This is a genomic window from Shewanella sp. KCT (genome assembly GCF_007636505.1).
In the GTDB taxonomy this organism is placed as follows: domain Bacteria; phylum Pseudomonadota; class Gammaproteobacteria; order Enterobacterales; family Shewanellaceae; genus Shewanella; species Shewanella halotolerans.
Map to the genome: position 1 here is coordinate 281,551 of NZ_LVDJ01000004.1, position 17,589 is coordinate 299,139.

General features: G+C 52.6%; 13 protein-coding genes. 7 read left to right on the top strand and 6 right to left on the bottom strand.

What is annotated here, in order from left to right; all coding sequences use genetic code 11:
* The first annotated feature begins 309 nt into the window (after nt 1-309).
* From thrA to AYI87_RS08290, 4 genes are all read left to right on the top strand, one after another.
* Nucleotides 310-2,778, top strand: coding sequence for a bifunctional aspartate kinase/homoserine dehydrogenase I (thrA, locus tag AYI87_RS08275; RefSeq protein WP_144201144.1), 2,469 nt, complete (start codon nt 310-312; stop codon nt 2,776-2,778).
* Complete coding sequence (gene thrB / locus AYI87_RS08280) at nt 2,775-3,725, top strand: homoserine kinase (protein WP_144201146.1); 951 nt, start codon at nt 2,775-2,777, stop codon at nt 3,723-3,725. Before thrA ends, thrB begins: the two co-directional genes overlap by 4 nt.
* 13 nt (nt 3,726-3,738) lie before the next feature.
* On the top strand, nt 3,739-5,022 hold the full coding sequence (gene thrC / locus AYI87_RS08285; RefSeq protein WP_144201148.1) for a threonine synthase: 1,284 nt from the start codon (nt 3,739-3,741) through the stop codon (nt 5,020-5,022).
* Nucleotides 5,023-5,381: 359 nt separating this feature from the next.
* A complete protein-coding gene (locus AYI87_RS08290) occupies nt 5,382-5,678 on the top strand; it encodes a hypothetical protein (protein WP_011864886.1) in 297 nt (98 codons plus the stop codon).
* Here the strand turns inward: AYI87_RS08290 and nfo are convergent.
* The gene (gene nfo, locus AYI87_RS08295) at nt 5,675-6,526 is read right to left on the bottom strand and encodes a deoxyribonuclease IV (protein WP_144201150.1); all 852 of its coding nucleotides are present in this window, start codon (nt 6,524-6,526) and stop codon (nt 5,675-5,677) included. The two genes, AYI87_RS08290 and nfo, sit on opposite strands and share 4 nt — an antisense overlap.
* 132 nt (nt 6,527-6,658) lie before the next feature.
* Between nfo and AYI87_RS08300 the strand changes: the two genes are divergently transcribed.
* The 3 genes from AYI87_RS08300 (at nt 6,659) to AYI87_RS08310 (ending at nt 10,443) form a co-directional block, all read left to right on the top strand.
* Entirely contained in the window at nt 6,659-8,683 is a 2,025-nt protein-coding gene (locus AYI87_RS08300) for an ATP-binding protein (protein ID WP_260865105.1), read from the top strand.
* Complete coding sequence (locus tag AYI87_RS08305; protein ID WP_144201154.1) at nt 8,680-9,774, top strand: response regulator transcription factor; 1,095 nt, start codon at nt 8,680-8,682, stop codon at nt 9,772-9,774. Before AYI87_RS08300 ends, AYI87_RS08305 begins: the two co-directional genes overlap by 4 nt.
* 126 nt (nt 9,775-9,900) lie before the next feature.
* Entirely contained in the window at nt 9,901-10,443 is a 543-nt protein-coding gene (locus AYI87_RS08310; RefSeq protein WP_011864890.1) for a hemerythrin domain-containing protein, read from the top strand.
* Between the two features lie 63 nt (nt 10,444-10,506).
* Here the strand turns inward: AYI87_RS08310 and AYI87_RS08315 are convergent, their stop codons facing one another.
* The 5 genes from AYI87_RS08315 to AYI87_RS08335 all read right to left on the bottom strand — a co-directional run bounded on the left by AYI87_RS08315 (nt 10,507) and on the right by AYI87_RS08335 (nt 17,524).
* Complete coding sequence (locus AYI87_RS08315) at nt 10,507-10,698, bottom strand: DUF3545 family protein (RefSeq protein WP_011864891.1); 192 nt, start codon at nt 10,696-10,698, stop codon at nt 10,507-10,509.
* Between the two features lie 228 nt (nt 10,699-10,926).
* The gene (pgi, locus tag AYI87_RS08320; protein WP_144201156.1) at nt 10,927-12,564 is read right to left on the bottom strand and encodes a glucose-6-phosphate isomerase; all 1,638 of its coding nucleotides are present in this window, start codon (nt 12,562-12,564) and stop codon (nt 10,927-10,929) included.
* Between the two features lie 13 nt (nt 12,565-12,577).
* Complete coding sequence (gene tal / locus AYI87_RS08325; RefSeq protein ID WP_144201158.1) at nt 12,578-13,534, bottom strand: transaldolase; 957 nt, start codon at nt 13,532-13,534, stop codon at nt 12,578-12,580.
* 272 nt (nt 13,535-13,806) lie between these two features.
* Nucleotides 13,807-14,910, bottom strand: coding sequence for an OmpA family protein (locus tag AYI87_RS08330; protein ID WP_144201160.1), 1,104 nt, complete (start codon nt 14,908-14,910; stop codon nt 13,807-13,809).
* Between the two features lie 247 nt (nt 14,911-15,157).
* The gene (locus AYI87_RS08335) at nt 15,158-17,524 is read right to left on the bottom strand and encodes a phosphoketolase family protein (RefSeq protein ID WP_144201162.1); all 2,367 of its coding nucleotides are present in this window, start codon (nt 17,522-17,524) and stop codon (nt 15,158-15,160) included.
* Nucleotides 17,525-17,589 lie beyond the last annotated feature (65 nt).

Genomic DNA, 17,589 nt, shown 5'->3' on the forward strand with positions numbered 1-17,589 from the left:
TTTGATTTTAAGGCTTGTGGTTTGCCTTGTGCCCAAAGTGTATTTTTATAAAGTTTCATTTCAGGGGTTGACACCTTGGGGCAAAAAAGGCAATTCTGTAGAGACTTCAACGAATATGTTTTGATACGACGAAAAGAATTTAAATGTTTAGCCTTAATCTTGTAGTAACCACCACTATTACAACCACCACGATTACCAGCGTGGGGGCCGGCTAAGCATACTCGAAAGAAATGATTTGAAATGACTAAGCCCGCTCCCCATCAAGGAGCGGGTTTTTTTGTTTCTGGGGCGCGGTACTAAGGAGAGAAGATGAAGGTAATGAAGTTCGGTGGTACCTCGCTGGCCAACTGGCAGAGGTTTAATAGTGCGGCGCAAATCGTCTTGGCTTCGGCCGCAGAGCAGCCGACGGCTGTGGTGTTAAGCGCTCCGGCAACCGTGACCAACGGTTTGCTGGAGATGGTCGACCTGGCGGTGGCCGGAGATGATTTCTCTCCCGTCTTGAGTCAGGTGCATGAGGTCTTTAAGACCCTCTATGGCCAGGCGGCCAGTGAGGTACTGAGCGGCGAGCAGTCCGATAGCCTAGAAGCTGTTCTGGCGGCGCAGCTCAAGCACTGGCAAGACAAGCTGCAAGGCGTGGTCTTGCTGGGTGAGTGCCCCGACTCCGTTCGCGCCGAGATCGTGGTCGGTGGCGAGCGCCTCTCTGCGGCGCTGATGGAGCAGTTGATGTTGGCCGCGGGCGTGTCGGCCAATCAGCTGGTGCCACAACAGCTGTTTGTGGCACACGGGCCGGCGCTGGAGTCGGTTGTCGATATCGCTGCCAGCAAGCAGCGTTTTGCCGAGCTTTCTCTCGATGCCCATCAGGTGTGGGTGATGCCAGGCTTTACTGCCGGCGATAAGGATGGTCGTGTGGTCACCCTGGGCCGTAACGGCTCAGACTATTCGGCGGCGGTGCTGTCGGCCTGTATCGATGCCAGCTGCTGCGAGATCTGGACCGACGTGGATGGGGTCTATAACACTGACCCACGCGTCGTCGCCGATGCCAAGCTTTTGACTCAGCTCAGTTATCAAGAGGCGATGGAGCTGTCTTATTTCGGCGCCAAGGTGCTACATCCTAAGACTATCGCCCCTATCGCCCAGTACCATATCCCTTGCTATATACGTAACAGCTTCAACCCTCAGGCGCCCGGCACCTTAGTGTCGAATCAAGTGGACGAGACAGGGCTGAACGTTAAGGCTATCTCTAATCTCGACGAGCAGACCATGTTTGATATCGCCGGTCCCGGCATGAAGGGCATGGTGGGCATGGCAAGCCGTACCCTGGGCGCCATCTCCCGCTCCGGGGTATCAGTCTCCCTCATCACTCAAAGCTCTTCGGAATACAGCATCAGCTTCTGTGTGGCGACCCAGGATGCCGAGCGGGTGCGTCTGGCGCTGGAGCAGGAGTTTGAGTTGGAGCTTAAGAGCGAGATCCTCGAGCAGATCGCCATGCGCCACAATCTGGCCATCGTCTCACTGATCGGTGACGGCATGCGCACTCACAAGGGAGTCGCCGGTAAATTCTTCCAGGCATTAGCCCAGGCCAATGTCAACATAGTGGCTATCGCCCAAGGCTCCTCAGAGCGCTCCATCTCGGCGGTTATCGAGCTGCGTAAGACCAAGCATGCCATCGCCGCCTGTCATCAGAGTTTCTTCGATGTGCAGCACTATCTGGATGTCTTCCTGGTGGGCTGCGGTAATGTAGGTGCCGGCCTGCTCGAGCAGATCAAGCAGCAGGCAGAGATGTTGAAGGCCCAGCACATTACGGTGCGTGTCTGTGGCGTGGCTAACTCTCGTCATATGCTGCTCGATGCCAAGGGGATAGATCTCAATCATTGGCAGGGACTCCTGGCCGACAGCCAGCAAGGCTGCGACCTGGATAAGATGCTCGCCTGGGCCAAAGACCAGCAGCTACTAAATCCTGTGCTGGTGGATTGTACCTCTAACGAAGCGGTATCTGATCAATATGTTGCGGTAATGAATGCCGGCCTGCATGTGGTGACTCCTAACAAGAAGGCCAACACCCGTGACTATGACTACTACCGCGCCCTGAGACAGACAGCTTTGCATCAGCGTCGCCAGTTCCTCTATGAAACCACGGTTGGTGCAGGCCTGCCGGTTATCGACAACCTGAAGAAGCTGTTGTTCGCCGGTGATAAGCTGCAGAAATTCAACGGCATTCTCTCGGGTTCACTCTCCTACATCTTCGGTATGCTCGATGAGGGGATGAGTCTGTCGGAGGCGACAGGTATCGCCCGTGAGAAATGCTTTACCGAGCCTGACCCAAGAGACGATCTAAGCGGCATGGATGTGGCCCGAAAGGTGCTGATTCTTGCCCGTGAGGTGGGGATGCAGATAGAGCTGAGTGACATTCAGGTGGAGTCTGTGTTGCCGAGCCATTTCGACGCCTCTGGCGATGTCGAGACCTTTATGGCGAACCTGAGCGCACTTGATGGCGAACTTGCCCAGCGCGTAAATAGCGCCAAGGCGGCGGGTAAGGTGCTGCGTTATGTGGGACAAATAGACGAAGAGGGCTGCCGGGTGAAGATCGCCGAGGTGGATGCGATGGATCCCCTCTACAGCGTCAAGGGCGGTGAGAACGCGTTGGCCTTCTATAGCCGTTACTATCAGCCGATCCCATTCGTGCTGCGTGGCTACGGTGCGGGCACAGAGGTGACGGCGGCGGGTGTCTTTGCCGACCTGCTGAGAACCCTTAACTGGACACGGGAGATGGGCGTATGAGTTTAACGGTTTACGCGCCGGCCTCTATGGGTAACGTCGGAGTCGGCTTCGATCTGTTGGGCGCCGCTTTGGAGCCGATAGATGGCAGCCTGCTCGGCGATCGGGTCGCCATTGAATCGGCGCCCCATGGGGTATCGCTTGCCCTGACCGGTCATTGGGCCGACAAGTTACCGGCGGCCAGCGAAGAGAATATCGTCTACCAATGCGCGACCTTCTTTCTTGAGCAGCTAGGTAGCCGCGCCGGCGTTGCCATGACCTTAGAGAAAAACCTGCCGGTGGGGAGCGGCCTTGGCTCCAGCGCCAGCTCTGTGGTCGCCGCCCTGTACGCCCTGAACGAGCATTTCGATCGTCCCTATGATAGCGACGCCTTACTGAGACTGATGGGGGAGTTTGAGGGCAAGATCAGCGGCTCGGTCCACTATGATAATGTGGCGCCCTGTTACCTTGGCGGCATGCAGTTGATGCTGGATACCCCTAGCGCCGTGTGTCAGGGCCTGCCCGTGTTTAAAGACTGGTATTGGGTTGTGGCTTATCCTGGGATCTCCCTGTCGACCGCTAAGATGCGGGCATTGCTGCCGGCTCAGTATGATAAGTCGGTGGCGATCGATTTTGGCCGCTACCTGAGCGCATTCGTACACGCCAGCTACTGTCAGGATGCCAAGCTGGCCATAGAGGTATTAAAAGATGTGCTGGCCGAACCTTACCGCGCATCGGAAATTCCCGGCTATGAGCAGGCGCACGCGGCCTTAGATGAGCTTGGCATGGCCACCACGGGGATCTCGGGCAGTGGCCCCACGCTGTTCTCCGTGACAGATAACCTGGAGACGGCTAACAAGGCCAAGGCCTGGCTGGATGCAAACTATGTTACCTCCGGCGCGGGTTTTTCCCATATATGTCAAATCGATATGCTCGGCACGCGCCGTGTAGATGCAGCAATTTTAGATTAATAGGCGGATCAAGATGGAACTCTATAACTTAAAGCACCCCTCACAGAAGGTTAGTTTCACTCAGGCGGTCAAGCTGGGCCTGGGGAAAGATCGTGGCCTGTTTTTTCCTGTCTCTATCCCCAAGTTAGATAATGTCGATGCGCTGTTGGCGATGGACTTCGTCGAGCGTTCTAAGGCGATCTTAGGTGCCTGGTTGGCCGACGAGCTGGGCCAGGAGATGGTAGATGGTCTGGTGGACCGCGCCTTTAACTTTGAGCTGCCGCTGACCAAGGCCGATGACAGACGTTTCTGTCTGGAGCTATTTCATGGCCCTACCCTGGCATTTAAAGACTTCGGCGCCCGCTTCATGGCTCAGTGCCTCAATAGCCTGGCCCAGGAAGATAAACTCACCATATTGACTGCCACCTCGGGTGATACCGGCGCCGCCGTTGCCGATGCCTTCTACGGGCTGGATAAGGTACAGGTGGTGGTGCTCTATCCAAAGGGCAAGATCAGCCTGCTACAGGAGAAGATGTTTACCACCTTGGGCGATAATATTCATACGGTGGCGGTGGAGAGTGATTTCGATGCCTGTCAGGATATGGTTAAGGCAGCCTTCGAAGACAGCGATGTGCGTGATGGCCTGCATCTTAACTCGGCCAACTCTATCAACATCAGCCGTTTACTGGCGCAGATCTGCTACTACTTCGAGGCGGTTGCCCAGTTTAAACTGGTTAACCAAGGCGAGCCTGTGATCGCCGTGCCCAGCGGTAATTTCGGCAACCTCACGGCGGGCTTATTTGCCAAGGCGATGGGACTGCCGGTGAAGCGTTTCGTGGCGGCCACCAACAGTAACGATACTGTGCCGCGCTATCTGGCCGATGGTCAGTGGTCGCCTAAGGCAACCGTCGCGACCCTCTCTAATGCCATGGATGTGGCCGAGCCGAGCAACTGGCCCAGGGTTGAGACCATCATGGAGGTGATGAACTGGCCGCTGAGCGAACTGGTGGGCGTCGGTCTCTCCGAGCAAGATACGGTGGAGGCGCTGGATGAGCTCTATCGCGGCGGTTATCTATCTGAGCCTCACGCAGCGATTGCGGCTAAGGCGCTGTCGTTAACCATGTCGGCCGATGAGCAGGGGATCTTCCTCGGTACGGCCCACCCTGCCAAGTTTAAAGAGGTGGTGGAGCAGGCGCTGGCTATCGAACTGGAGCTGCCGCCAGAGCTGCAAGCGGTGAAGGATAAGCCTATCCTGTCTGCCGAACTGCCTGCCGATTTTGCCCGCCTCAAGGCTCACCTGTTTGAGACCTTGGCTTAGCTTCTACCTGGTTATTTATGCTTAACAGCCAAGGCGATAGTGCCTTGGCTTTTTTCTGCCCGCTTCTGTCTGCTTTATCTTTTTGCACAGCTTTTTAGTTCAATTAGGCTCTGTCAATCCAGTTGTTACAATCCAGTTGTTTCAATTCAGTTGTTTAGATGGGGCTGCTGCTAACCTCTGCGCCGTATTTTATTAGCATTATCAGCAAGGCGTTTGCATCGAATCGCGCCAATTACCTAGGTTGCCAAATGTATCAATGACCTTGAGACCGGCGTGATGATTATCACAACCAAGCTCTGCTAAATCACTTATCTTACAGGCCTTTTTCATTAGCCATTATTTGACAGAGCCGTTACGTGTTGCATCTTAGAGTGATTTTACCTGGCCTTTGTTTACTGACCGCCTGCGCCTCAAATGAGCCACAGCTCTATTCTCGAATCAATGAGGCCTATGATTTCGAGGTGACCCATTGCGATAGCTTCGCCATGGTGACTGGGATAGGCAGAGGGGAGGCGCCGCTAAGGGCGGCGCAGGATAATGCCAAGCAGCAAGGTGAGGCCCTGCAGGGCACTCATATCGTCTGGCTACAGGAAGATCACTTCGACAGGGATAATCAGGTCAGGGTGATTGCTGTGGTTTACAAGTGCCTGCTTTAGCGTGTCTGGCTACGTAGCCAGTTGATCTCTTGCTGCCAGATCTCAGGTTCTATCGTCTCTAATATGAGGGGGATCTGCCTGGTCGCCGGGTGTTTCATGATATAGCTAAAGGCGTCCATACCTATATAACCGGCGCCGAGGGAGTGGTGCCTGTCGACCCGGCTGTTCAGCGGTGTCTTGCTGTCGTTGAGGTGCATTGCCTTAAGATAATGGTTGCCCACTATGGCATCAAATTGGCCGAAGCTCTCTTCACAGGCCTCGAGAGTGGTTAAATCGTAGCCGGCGGCAAACATGTGGCAGGTGTCGATACAGACACCGACTCGGCTCTTATCTTCTACCTTGTCGATGATCTGCGCCAGCTGCTCGAAGCTATGGCCCAGGTTTGAGCCCTGGCCTGCGGTGTTTTCTATGATGGCGCTGACGCCTTGCGTCTTATCCAGTGCTAGGTTGATCGATTCGCTGATGCGGGCCAGGCACTCGTCTATGCCTATCTTGTTGAGGTGACTACCGGGATGAAAGTTGAGCAGGGTCAACCCCATCTGTTCGCAGCGCTGCATCTCGTCGAGAAAGGCCTCTCGCGAGCGCGCTAGCTGCTCCTCATCTGGATGGCCAAGATTAATCAGGTAGCTGTCATGGGGCAGAATGGCATCGGGGCAAATATTGGCCTGTTCGCAGTTGGCCTTGAAGGCGTCAATCTGCGAAGGGCAGAGCGGCGCCGCCTGCCAGCGTCTCTGATTCTTGGTGAACAGGGCAAAGGCATTGGCACCTATCTTCTCTGCGTTCAGCGGCGCGTTGGCGATACCACCGGCGGCGCTAACATGGGCACCGACCCAATGAGTGTCTGGCATTTTTCCTCACTAACTTTAAACAAGTTTATAAATTTTATCGGTATTTTGAGCGATTTTCCTAAGCTGGACTATGCTCAATGAAAGGCATTTCGCCCGACTTCTTCATTTTTCAATAGTGGAATGGACTCTAGCGTGTTTAAGGATCTCTCTCAATCTGAATTTATGGACTTTGGCCCGGCCTTGATCGCCCAGTTGGGGAAGTTACAGGGACAGTTTATTCGCGGTGACGATGTGCTCTTGCCTCTGTGTCGTATTCTGGCCGATAGCAGCGGCGCCGAATCTGTGATGATTCTCTCCCGTCGTCTGCTGGCCAGCGACGAGATGCCGGCCGATGTGACCTGCTGGTGTCGGGATTCCATGCGTTATATCACCCTGTGGCGACAGGTGAAGGATTGGCCGTTGCTGGATGGCCAGCGGGGGGCGCACCTGTGGCAACGCTTCGTGGTTTGGCCCATAGAGGGGCTCGACGTCAATATCTTTTTCTATCGCCCGGGCAAGGGCTGGCTGTCGTTTCTCACCTCCTATCAGACCTTCATTGCCGACAGCATCAGCGGCATGTTGCTGCAGCAGAGCCAGGATTGGCAGCAGAGCCGTAATGCGCAGATCATCAAGTCTATCGACACCCAGATGTACCAGTCTATCGTCAGTAATAGCGAAGATATGATAGTAGTTGCGTCGCGTCAGAAGGGGATGGCACCGGTGATCATGTATGCCAATGCGGCGGCGACCGCCATCAGCCAATATCCGCGCAGTCAGCTTATTGGCAAGTCGATCGAGCTCTTCTTCGGCGATCAGGACGATAAGGCGCTGGAACTGCTGGAGGCGATTGAGCTGCGCCTTGAGTTTACCGGCGAGCTGGTCTGCTCCACCGCCACCGGGGAGAAGGTGATCCTGCATACCCATCTAATTGCCCTCAACGAACAGTATGAAGATGGCAGCCTGTTTACCCTGGTGGGCAGGGACATCACAGAGCAGAAGCTGATGCAAAATACCATGGCCCGCACCCAGAAAATGCAGGCCATGGGCCAGCTGGTAGGGGGCGTGGCCCACGATTTCAACAACATCTTAGGTGTGCTCAAAGGCAATCTGGAGCTGATGGAGCTTAAGGGTAAGGATGATTCTATCGCCCGCTATCTGGCTACGGCGCTCAAGGCTTGTCAGCGGGGCACCGACCTGACGCGGCGCCTGTTGCAGTTTTCCCGGCAGGAACAATTCAGTGCCCAGCCGGTGCAGGTCAACGAGGTGCTACAGAGCCTGGAGGAGCTGCTGGAGAAATCCTTGACCACCCAGGTGAGCCTCAACATTCAGCCTCAGCCATCGATGCGGGATATCTGTGTCGATCGCGGCGACCTTGAGGATGCCTTGATCAATCTGGTGCTGAATGCCAAAGATGCCATGCATGGGGAGGGACAGATTACCATAGTGACCGGCGAGCAGTATCTGTCTGGCTACCTTCCCGGGGTGGGCAATACCGTCAGCACAGATAACCGGGATTATGTCTGGGTGTCGGTGATCGATCAGGGCGGAGGGATCCCAGATAAGCTGCTGGATAAGATCTTTGAGCCATTTTTTACCACCAAAGACAAAAGCAAGGGTACCGGGCTCGGGCTCTCCATGGTGTATGGTTTCGTCAAACGCTCCAACGGTTATATGAGCATCATGCATACGGGGGCTGATGGCACTGAGATCCGTCTCTGGTTTCCGGCCATCAAGCCGATCGAGCGGCAGATTGAGCGCCAGCACAGTCCGCTTGAGTATCCCAAGGTGGCGCGCCCCATCAAGGTGCTTATCGTCGATGATGAGCCGGATCTGCTCGAGGTGCTGTGCGATTACTGTCAGATGATGGGGATGGAGGTGCTGGCCTATACGGATCCTCTGCTGGTCAAGGAGCAGTTTAAGGATGGCATAGATAACATAGACCTCATCATCTCAGATCTCTTGATGCCGGGGGGCATTAACGGTTATGAGCTGGTGACCGACCTGAGCGTGCACCGAACGATTCCTGTGCTGCTGATCTCAGGCTATGTCGGCGATGTCGGCATCAGCAGTCGGGAAGATCTGCCGTTTCAGGTGCTGCAGAAACCCTTCGATATCCGCGCCTTCGTACGCGGCCTAGAAGAGATAGGGATTGAGTTTGTACAAGGAGAATTGCGATGAACAACATGGAGATTTGGGTTGTAGACGATGACAGGGATTACTGCGAGTTGATCGTCGAGATGTTGCAAGATGAGTTCAAGGTGAGCCCCTTCTATGGCGCGGCGGATTTTCGCGCCGCCCTGCAAACCCAGAAGCCGGATCTGCTGCTGATGGATATCAACCTGCCCGATACCGATGGCATTACCCTCTGCCGTGAGCTACAGGCCAGCAACCAAGAGGTGGCCGTGCTGTTTGTTTCTGGGATGAATACCCTGGAGGAGCGGCTCAAGGCCTATGAGGTGAATGCGGTGGATTTCATCGCCAAGCCGTTTGAGCTCAAGGAGTTGCTGGCCAAGGTGCACAGCGTCGCCCACTATGTGATGAAGCAGCGGGAGCTGATCCAGGCGGAGTCTGTCTCACGCAATATGGCCTTTCAGTCGATGACTGAGTCGTCACAGTATGGTTGTGTGCTGCAGTTCTTCCGTCAATGTTTTCTCTGTAACGATCATCAGACTCTGGCGGATGCCTTTTTTGATCTGATGCAGCAGCTCAATCTCAACACCTGCCTGGAGATACGTGGGGAAAACGTGGAGTATTTTGCTCCCAGGCATGCGGCCATCAGCCCCATCGAGTCGAACATTCTCGAGCTATTGGACAAACATGGTCGCCTGTATGATTTTGGCTGCCGCACCATCTGCAACGACAAGCATGTTTCCTTCTTGATCAAGAATATGCCGATAAACGATGAGGTTCTCTACGGCAGGCTGAGGGATATCATCGCCGTGGTAGTCGAAGGGCTGGAGGCACGCGTCCTGGATATCAGTCGCCAGCAGACGCTGACACAGGTGTTTCTCGACATCGAATCGCTTATCGGCGATATCAACGTTGCGACCCTAGAGCATGATGAGAAATTTAGTGCGGCGCTCATTAACATGACCACAGAGATCCGTGGCAGCTTCCATGTGCTAGACATGACTATAGAGCAGGAAGATTATTTTACGGCGCTTATCGAGCGTAACCTGAAGGAGGTGAAATCGGCCTCCGAGGCCTTTACCCGTCTGCAATCTGCGCTGGGCAAGGTGATGGATGTGCTCGGGGGAAGCGTATCTTAAGTGATTATTTTATGTTCGTTTTTCTTGATCTGAGTCACGTCATCATGACGGCTTACATATTAGTGTGAGTAAAAGTTCAACAATTTACTATAGTAACTAAAGGCGTCTAGAAGGTTGGAGGTGACGATGTTAGCGAGACTTCATAATGACCATAAACATATCGCGATACTGTTAAATATTCTTAAAAATAAGCAGCAGCGGCTGCAACATGGCGAGGCCGTCAACTTTAATCTGATCCGAGATATCGTCGAATATATGCAGAGCTATGCCGAGCATAGTCATCACCCGCTCGAGGATCTGATCAACGAATTTTATATTCAGACCCATCCCGAAGAGGCCTTGGAGAAGCAATTGGGGGAAGAGCACCATAACCTTATCGAAAGCTCAACCAGTCTGATGTCTACCCTAAACCTTATCTTAAGTGACGTCCCGGTACAGAATGAAACCTTGAGTCAGGCCCTGAAGGAGTATGTCGAGGCGCAGCGCAATCACATGATGTATGAAGAGGGTAAGTTGTTCCCCATCTGGGAGGCGGGGATGACAGAGGCCCAGTGGCAGGAAGTGGCAGACAGATGCCAGGAGAAGCTGATCTGCGACCCTTTATTTAGCGATGACGACAACCTACTCTTTGAAGAGTTAAAAGAGTATCTGGCCAAGGCCGATGACTAACAGCTAACAACTAACAACTTATAGATACAAAAATAGCGCCTAAGGCGCTATTTTTGTATCTATTTACATCAGAAGGTTATCTAAGTCGTATTCGAAACTGCTGTCGATATCCTGAAGCTCTTTAATCAAACGCTGTTTCTCTTTGATAGCCTCTATCTCTCGCCATTTTCGCTTCTTATTGGAGCTTCGCGAACGACTGTTGGGTCTTTCAATGACGGTATCATCTAGCGCACTACCATAATCTAAGCGATTCATGGCAACCTCCTGTTGTTGTATTTTTTCTCAACAATTAAATATCACACTTCCAATTTATGGTGCAAGAAAAATGTTTCAATAATGTTAAGTCTGGGTGAATCATTTATGGCGCAACAGGCGGTTTTTTGCCCGTAGGATAGGAAGTCGCGCAGGTTTGCTGGTGGATATTACTGCAGATAACAAAAAAGCCAGTGAAAACTGGCTTTTTTATCGGCTAAGGTTGCAGGCTTAGAGGTGGCCGCGTCTAAAGAGATTGATGAGGGCGTTGCTGGAGGCATCCAGCGCCTTAGCCTCTTCATCGCTTTGCAGACGTGCGAGCACATCGTTGCCTAGGGTCTTACCCAGTTCGACGCCCCATTGGTCGAAGGAGTTGATGTCCCATAACGCGCCTTGAACGAAGGTTCTATGCTCGTACAGGGCGATCAAGGCACCCAGAGTTTCCGGTGTCAGCTTGTCCATCAGCAGGGTGTTGCTTGGCTTATTGCCTTCCATCACCTTGTGCTTAGCGATCAATGCTTTCTCTTCTTGGCTCAGTGAGCTGCCGTCGAGTTCGGCGAGTGCCTCATCGAAGGTTCTGCCTTGCATCAGCGCCTGAGTCTGGCCAAAACAGTTGGAGGCCAGCTGCACATGATGTTCGCCGAGCGGGTTATGGCTCTGCAGTGGCAGAATAAAGTCTGCCGGGATCAGTGCCGTGCCTTGGTGCAGTAACTGATGGTAGGCGTGTTGACCATTGGTGCCTTCGCCGCCCCAGATAACAGGGCCGGTTGCATGGTCGACGCTGTCGCCATTGAGGGTGACAGATTTACCGTTACTCTCCATGTCCAGTTGCTGGAAGTAAGCCGGCAGGCCTCTGAGGTAATGATCATAGGTCAATACCACATGGGATTGTGCCTGGTAGAAGTTGCCATAGAGCAGGGAAAACAGCCCCATGATCACCGGCATATTCTGTTCGAGCGGCGCCTCAACAAAATGCTTGTCCATCGACTTGGCGCCAGCCAGCAGCTGGTAGAAGTTGTCCATGCCGATCAACAGGGCGATAGGCAGACCTATGGCCGACCAGAGTGAATAACGACCGCCCACCCAATCCCACATAGGGAAGATGTTGTCCGCATCCATACCGAATTCGGTCGCCTTGGCCACGTTTGAGGTAACGGCTACAAAGTGCTTGGCGATATCCGCTTGGGTGCCGCCATTTTCCAGGAACCAGGCCTTGGCACTCAGGGTGTTGGTCAGCGTCTCTTGGGTGCCAAAAGACTTAGACGACATCACGAAAAGGGTGGTTTCCGGATCGACCAGACGCAGCTTCTCACACAGAGAGGTGGCATCGACGTTGGCGACGAAGTGACACTTGAGCGCCGGATTCCAGTATGGTCTCAGGGCCTGAGTAACTATTTTAGGTCCCAGGAAGGAGCCACCAATTCCGATGCTAACGATATCTGTGATCGCCTTACCCGTGTAGCCTTTCCACTCGCCGGAGGTGACAGCCTCGACGAACTTGGCCATTTTGGCTTGAGTCTGCTTTACCTCGGGAACGATATTCTGGCCATCGACCAGAATGACCTCGTCGGCTTCGGCTCTGAGGGCTGTGTGCAGCACGGCGCGTTTTTCGGTGTTGTTGATGATCTCGCCATCGAACATGGCGCGGATCTTATCGCTTAGACCGGCAGATTTGGCCAGTTTAAACAACTGTTCAAGCGTCTGCTCATCGGCTCGGTTCTTGGAGTAATCCAGCAGCAGGCCGCAGGCGGACAGTGACATCTTGTCAAAGCGCTGTGGATCGGCCTCAAATAGCTCGCGCATGTGGGGCAGCTTCGCGGCTTGTGCCTCGAGCTGGGCCCATGCGTCTTGCTGAGTAAGCTTAGTCATGGCGTCTATTCCCTTAGGCTTCGAGTTCTGCTTTTAACATGGTTTCAAGTTTGCCTTGATCGATGGCAAAGTTGCGGATACCTTCGGCCAGCTTCTCTACCGCCATAGCATCTTGGTTGAACTCCCAACGGAATTCGGCTTCGCTCAGCGCCGCACCAGGAGCGACCACTTCACTGGCCGCCTGTAGTTTTTGCACGACTGGTGTGTCGCTGTTGGCCATCTCTTCAAGCAGCGCAGGGCCGATAGTTAGACGGTCACAGCCTGCCAGTTCGATGATCTCTCCCGTGTTACGGAAGCTGGCGCCCATCACAACCGTCTTGTAGCCGTGACGCTTGTAGTAGTTGTAGATGTTGGTGACTGAGACAACGCCTGGATCTTCTGCGGCGCTGTACTCTAGGCCAGTGTCTTTCTTGTACCAATCGAGAATACGGCCGACGAAAGGCGAGATCAGGTAAACGCCGGCTTCGGCACAGGCTCTGGCCTGGGCAAAACAGAAGAGTAGCGTCAGGTTACAGTTGATGCCTTCCTTTTCAAGCTCTTTGGCGGCGCAGATCCCTTCCCAGGTCGAGGCGAGTTTGATCAGGATACGAGACTTGTCTATGCCAGCCTCTTCATAGAGCTTGATCAATTTATGCGCCTTCTCGATAGAACCAGCCTTGTCGAACGAAAGACGAGCGTCCACCTCGGTCGAGATGCGGCCAGGAACAATCTTTAGGATCTCCAGGCCGATGTTGACCGCCAGCTTGTCACCGGCATCTTCGACCTGCTGAGCCAGATCGTCACTCTGCGCCTTGGCCCATTCGATGGCATTGGCAATCAGGTGCTTGTATTCAGGAATTTGGGCTGCTTTCAGGATAAGAGAGGGGTTGGTGGTGGCGTCTTGTGGTTGATAACGCTTGATGGCTTCGATGTCACCGGTATCGGCAACTATGGTAGTGATAGATTTGAATTGCTCTAGTGTATTAGCCATGAAAATTACATCCTTCTTAAGAAGCAGCTTAAGTGTGTGGTTTACTAACGGCTATTAGACGCGATTTTGCCGATATTTCCAACCGTGAATGAAAAAAAATTACAGAAAAGTTGCTAAATATCAGTAAAAGGCATTTTAGCCGTTGCCGTTCAGTTGACCGACGCTTGTGCTAAACGGACTTAGAGTATAACCATTAAATTATGACAGGAAAAAAAATCGCTGCCTAAGCAGCGATTTTTAGTGAGGTCGATCATTAAGTTAATCGTAAAGACTTACTTTAGAACCGGCTCTTTACGCACGCCAGTGACGTGGGCTTCGATGCGACGGTTAGCCTTGTTGGCTTCGGCGCTACGGCCCTCAATCAGAGGCTGAGTGATACCGTAACCTTTTGCGCTGACGCGATCTTGGCTGATACCGTATTTGCTAACCAGCAATTCGGCAACGGCATTGGCACGACGCTCAGACAGATCCATGTTGTAGTCTGGGTTACCTACGTTAGAGGCGTGACCACCGATTAACACGGTTGCACGTGGGTTTTGGTTCATGTAGTTGGCCAACTTTTCGATTTGACCGTAAGACGCAGAGTTCACCTCGGCTGAGTTGTTGGCAAAGCGAATTGAACCCAGTTCATGCTTTTCGGTGACTTCGCGATAAACCGTACAACCATTGGCATCAACCTTGTGGTTGCTTGGCGTGTTGGCACATTGGTCTTTGTCGTCTGTCACACCGTCGTTGTCTGAATCTTTTGGTGCAACAACTACAGGTGCTGCCACAGCGGCTGGTGCTGCGCGACCGAAACGGTAGCTCAGTTCAAGACCCCAGTAATTGCTTTCCATATCAAGTGTGTTCCACTTGTCTTCGTCGAGATTCTCATAGCGACGATACTTGGCTTGCAGCTTGAGGTTGTCGGTGAAGTTGTAGCCGATACCTGCGCCAAAGTATGGTGCAACACCGCTGTCGCTGTAGTACTCGCTACCCCACTGTTTGTTGTTCGACAGTAGGTAGTTCATTGCCCCCGCTTCGGCAGACAGGCTCCAACGGTCGGCAAATGGCCAGAAACCTACCAGGCCGAGTGTCATACCGCGAGCACCGACGTCGTTAAGTTTGTTGGCATAGTCGACCCACTCGGCGCGGCCCAGGTCACGATAACCTAGTTCTACACCGAAATAGTCGTTAAAGAGGTAACCACCAAATACATCCCAAGCATAAGGATCGTCTTCACCACACTGTTTCATGGTCTTCTGATCGCAGTTAGGCTCGTAGTTGTTAACGCCTAAACCGCCACCGACGTACCAAGGGGTGAGTTCTTGTGCTGCATTGGCTGCAAATGGGAGCATTGATGTAAGCAGAATAGCTTTCAATGTATTGTTCATCATTTTCCAATTCCTTTGTTTTACTATCTTCCCCCATGCTGTTTTTATCCTGTAAAAACATGCCAGCACTTTGTGGGGGGATTCCTTTGGTATTATCGCTAGCCTTTGTATTATCTTACGTGAATATAGAAATTGCCATGATTAACAGGCATTTTTTTTAGGATCATTGGTCACTTGATAATAAAAAAGGCGTTTCCGCTAGGAATCGCCTTTTTTCTAGTAGAATAATTAACGTAGCGTTAATCTATTCTTAACGTGTCCAGATCCAGTTTTCGATGTTTTCTGGGTCGACACCGTTTGCCTTGATGTAGTTACGGTGGTCAACCAGACGCTGTAGCATGTCAGTGGTGATGGCGACGTGTTGTGTCTCGTCGATCACACCTTGTTGGAATAGCTTGTAAGCCATATCGATAACCAGGTGGTAGCGAGAAGTACCGTTACGCACACCCATATCGAATGGCGTAGTGGTTGAACCTTCCTCTTCATAGCCCTTGATGCGGAATCTGTGGCTACCCTTGTAATCGAATACCAGTTTCTTGATGGTATTTGGATAACCGTGGTAGTTGAAGACCACACCCTTATCGGCGGTGAAGATCTCATCCATCATCCAAGGCTTGCTTTGGAACTTACGGCTACCCAGACCGCTGCTGGTTAGCTCGGTTACGCTGACGAAGCGTACGCGCACTCTTGGCAGCAGCTCACGCAGTATGACCAGAGAGGCCATACATTCTTGGGTGACATAGTCACCACAGCCTGCCAGTACCACGTCTGGGTTTTCATCTGAGGCGAAATCCCACACCATGACACCATCTTTAGCCTGTTGACGGGCTTCGTCCAAAGTTAACCATTGTGGCAACTCTTTCTTACCGGCGGCGATGATGTTGAGCTTATCGCGATCGGCAAAGGCACGTTCTGTGTAGACCAGGGTAGAGTTAGCATCTGCTGGCAGATAAGCCGAGATGATCTCTGGGTGTTTCTCAAGCATAGCCCCCAGGAAAGAAGGGTTCTGGTGAGAATAACCGTTGTGGTCTTGGCGCTCGAGCAGTGAAGAGAGCACGACGTTACAAGCGGGAACCGGCTTACGGAAGTGTACGCCTTGGCTTGCATAGACATACTTACAGTATTGGTCGGCCATAGAGGAGACCACCTGTGAGAATGACTCATAAGTTGGGAACATGCCGTGACGGCCCGTTACTGTGTAGCCGTGTAGCATACCAAACAGCAGGTTTTCAGATAGTAGCTCGAGTACGCGACCGTCGCGAGACATATCTTCGTCCCAGCTTTCGATAGGCCACTGCCATGCACGATCTGTCTCTTCAAACACAGCTTGCAGCTGGTTAGAGTAGGTTTCGTCAGGGCTGAAGATACGCAGGTTGCGCTGGTCTCTGTTGAGCTTGAATGCATCACGCATCCATTGACCCATCTTCAGCATAGAGTAACCACGTTGGCCTCGAGGTGTTTCTGCACCGTAGGCCAGGTCTTCCAGCTTAGGATTGTTCAGTGAACGTACCACTTCGCCGCCGTAGCTCAGGTGTTGACGACCACAGCAAAGTTCTTTTGGTGGGAGCAAAGACTGAATATCTTTGTCAAACACGATCTGGTTTTGCTCGTTGATGCTATAGAGTTCGTTGAACTTGTAGCTGGCAAGCCATTGATCTAAGGCTTCAAGGTGTTGTTTGTCTTTCGCACACTTGTTAACGATAACTTGGTGAGATTCACAGTTGCCTTCTAGCTTCTTACCATTGTCTTCGGCAACGCCTGTCCAACCTTTTGCGGTGCGCATCAGAATCACTGGCCAGCGAGGCTTAACGACATCTTCGCCGCTACGTGCCTTGGTCTGAATGGCGTCGATCATGGCATAGGACTCATCCATCGCCTTGGTCATCTGTACGTAGACATCTTCTTCAAGGTCGCTGTCGACAATGATTGGGTGGTAGCCAAGGCCTTTGAATTCAAGCTCAAGTTCTTCGTGGCTCATGCGTCCCATACGGGTTGGGCCAGAGATCTTGTAGCCGTTGATGTGAACGATTGGCAGTACGGCACCGTTGTTGGCTGGAGATACCAGACGGTTAGCATACCAAGAGGCTGCCAGTGGGCCGGTTTCTGATTCACCGTCACCGATAAGTACGGTAGCGATTAGGTTAGGGTTATCCAGCACGGCACCCCAGGCAACTGAGAGTGAGTAGCCTAGCTCACCACCTTCGAGGATCTGCCCCGGTGCTTCTGGGTTAGCGTGAGAAGGGTAGCCATAGGCGGCTGAAAATTTCTTACAGATATCTTCGATACCTGTCTCGTTGTATGGAATCGTCTCTGGGTAGAAATGACTCAAAGATCCTTCCATAAACAGGTTAGCTTGTACGGCTGGGAAGCCATGGCCTGGGCCGACAAGGTAGAGGAAAGGACGGTTGGTTTTCTTGATGAGACGGTTGACGTTTGCGTAGACGAAGTTGATACCTGGACAAGTACCCCAGTGCCCTAGCAGTCTGGGTTTGATGTCGCTATGTTCTAGCGGACGCTTGTGCAGTACGTTCTGCTTAAGGTAGATTTGCGAGGTGGCCAAGAAGTTGGTCGCTCTTACAAATTTCTTTAGTGCGGTGATCTCTTGCTGTTGTGACATAAATAACCCCATTTATAGTAAGCAATAAGTTAATCAAAGCTCATGTGAGGCACTATATTTGTAAT

Bases quoted from the DNA above. Each gene is read 5' to 3' on its own strand.
- thrA (WP_144201144.1), top strand. From the start codon at position 310: ATGAAGGTAATGAAGTTCGGTGGTACCTCGCTGGCCAACTGGCAGAGG.
- thrB (WP_144201146.1), top strand. From the start codon at position 2,775: ATGAGTTTAACGGTTTACGCGCCGGCCTCTATGGGTAACGTCGGAGTC.
- thrC (WP_144201148.1), top strand. From the start codon at position 3,739: ATGGAACTCTATAACTTAAAGCACCCCTCACAGAAGGTTAGTTTCACT.
- nfo (WP_144201150.1), bottom strand. From the start codon at position 6,526: ATGCCAGACACTCATTGGGTCGGTGCCCATGTTAGCGCCGCCGGTGGT.
- AYI87_RS08305 (WP_144201154.1), top strand. From the start codon at position 8,680: ATGAACAACATGGAGATTTGGGTTGTAGACGATGACAGGGATTACTGC.
- AYI87_RS08310 (WP_011864890.1), top strand. From the start codon at position 9,901: ATGTTAGCGAGACTTCATAATGACCATAAACATATCGCGATACTGTTA.
- AYI87_RS08315 (WP_011864891.1), bottom strand. From the start codon at position 10,698: ATGAATCGCTTAGATTATGGTAGTGCGCTAGATGATACCGTCATTGAA.
- pgi (WP_144201156.1), bottom strand. From the start codon at position 12,564: ATGACTAAGCTTACTCAGCAAGACGCATGGGCCCAGCTCGAGGCACAA.
- tal (WP_144201158.1), bottom strand. From the start codon at position 13,534: ATGGCTAATACACTAGAGCAATTCAAATCTATCACTACCATAGTTGCC.
- AYI87_RS08330 (WP_144201160.1), bottom strand. From the start codon at position 14,910: ATGATGAACAATACATTGAAAGCTATTCTGCTTACATCAATGCTCCCA.
- AYI87_RS08335 (WP_144201162.1), bottom strand. From the start codon at position 17,524: ATGTCACAACAGCAAGAGATCACCGCACTAAAGAAATTTGTAAGAGCG.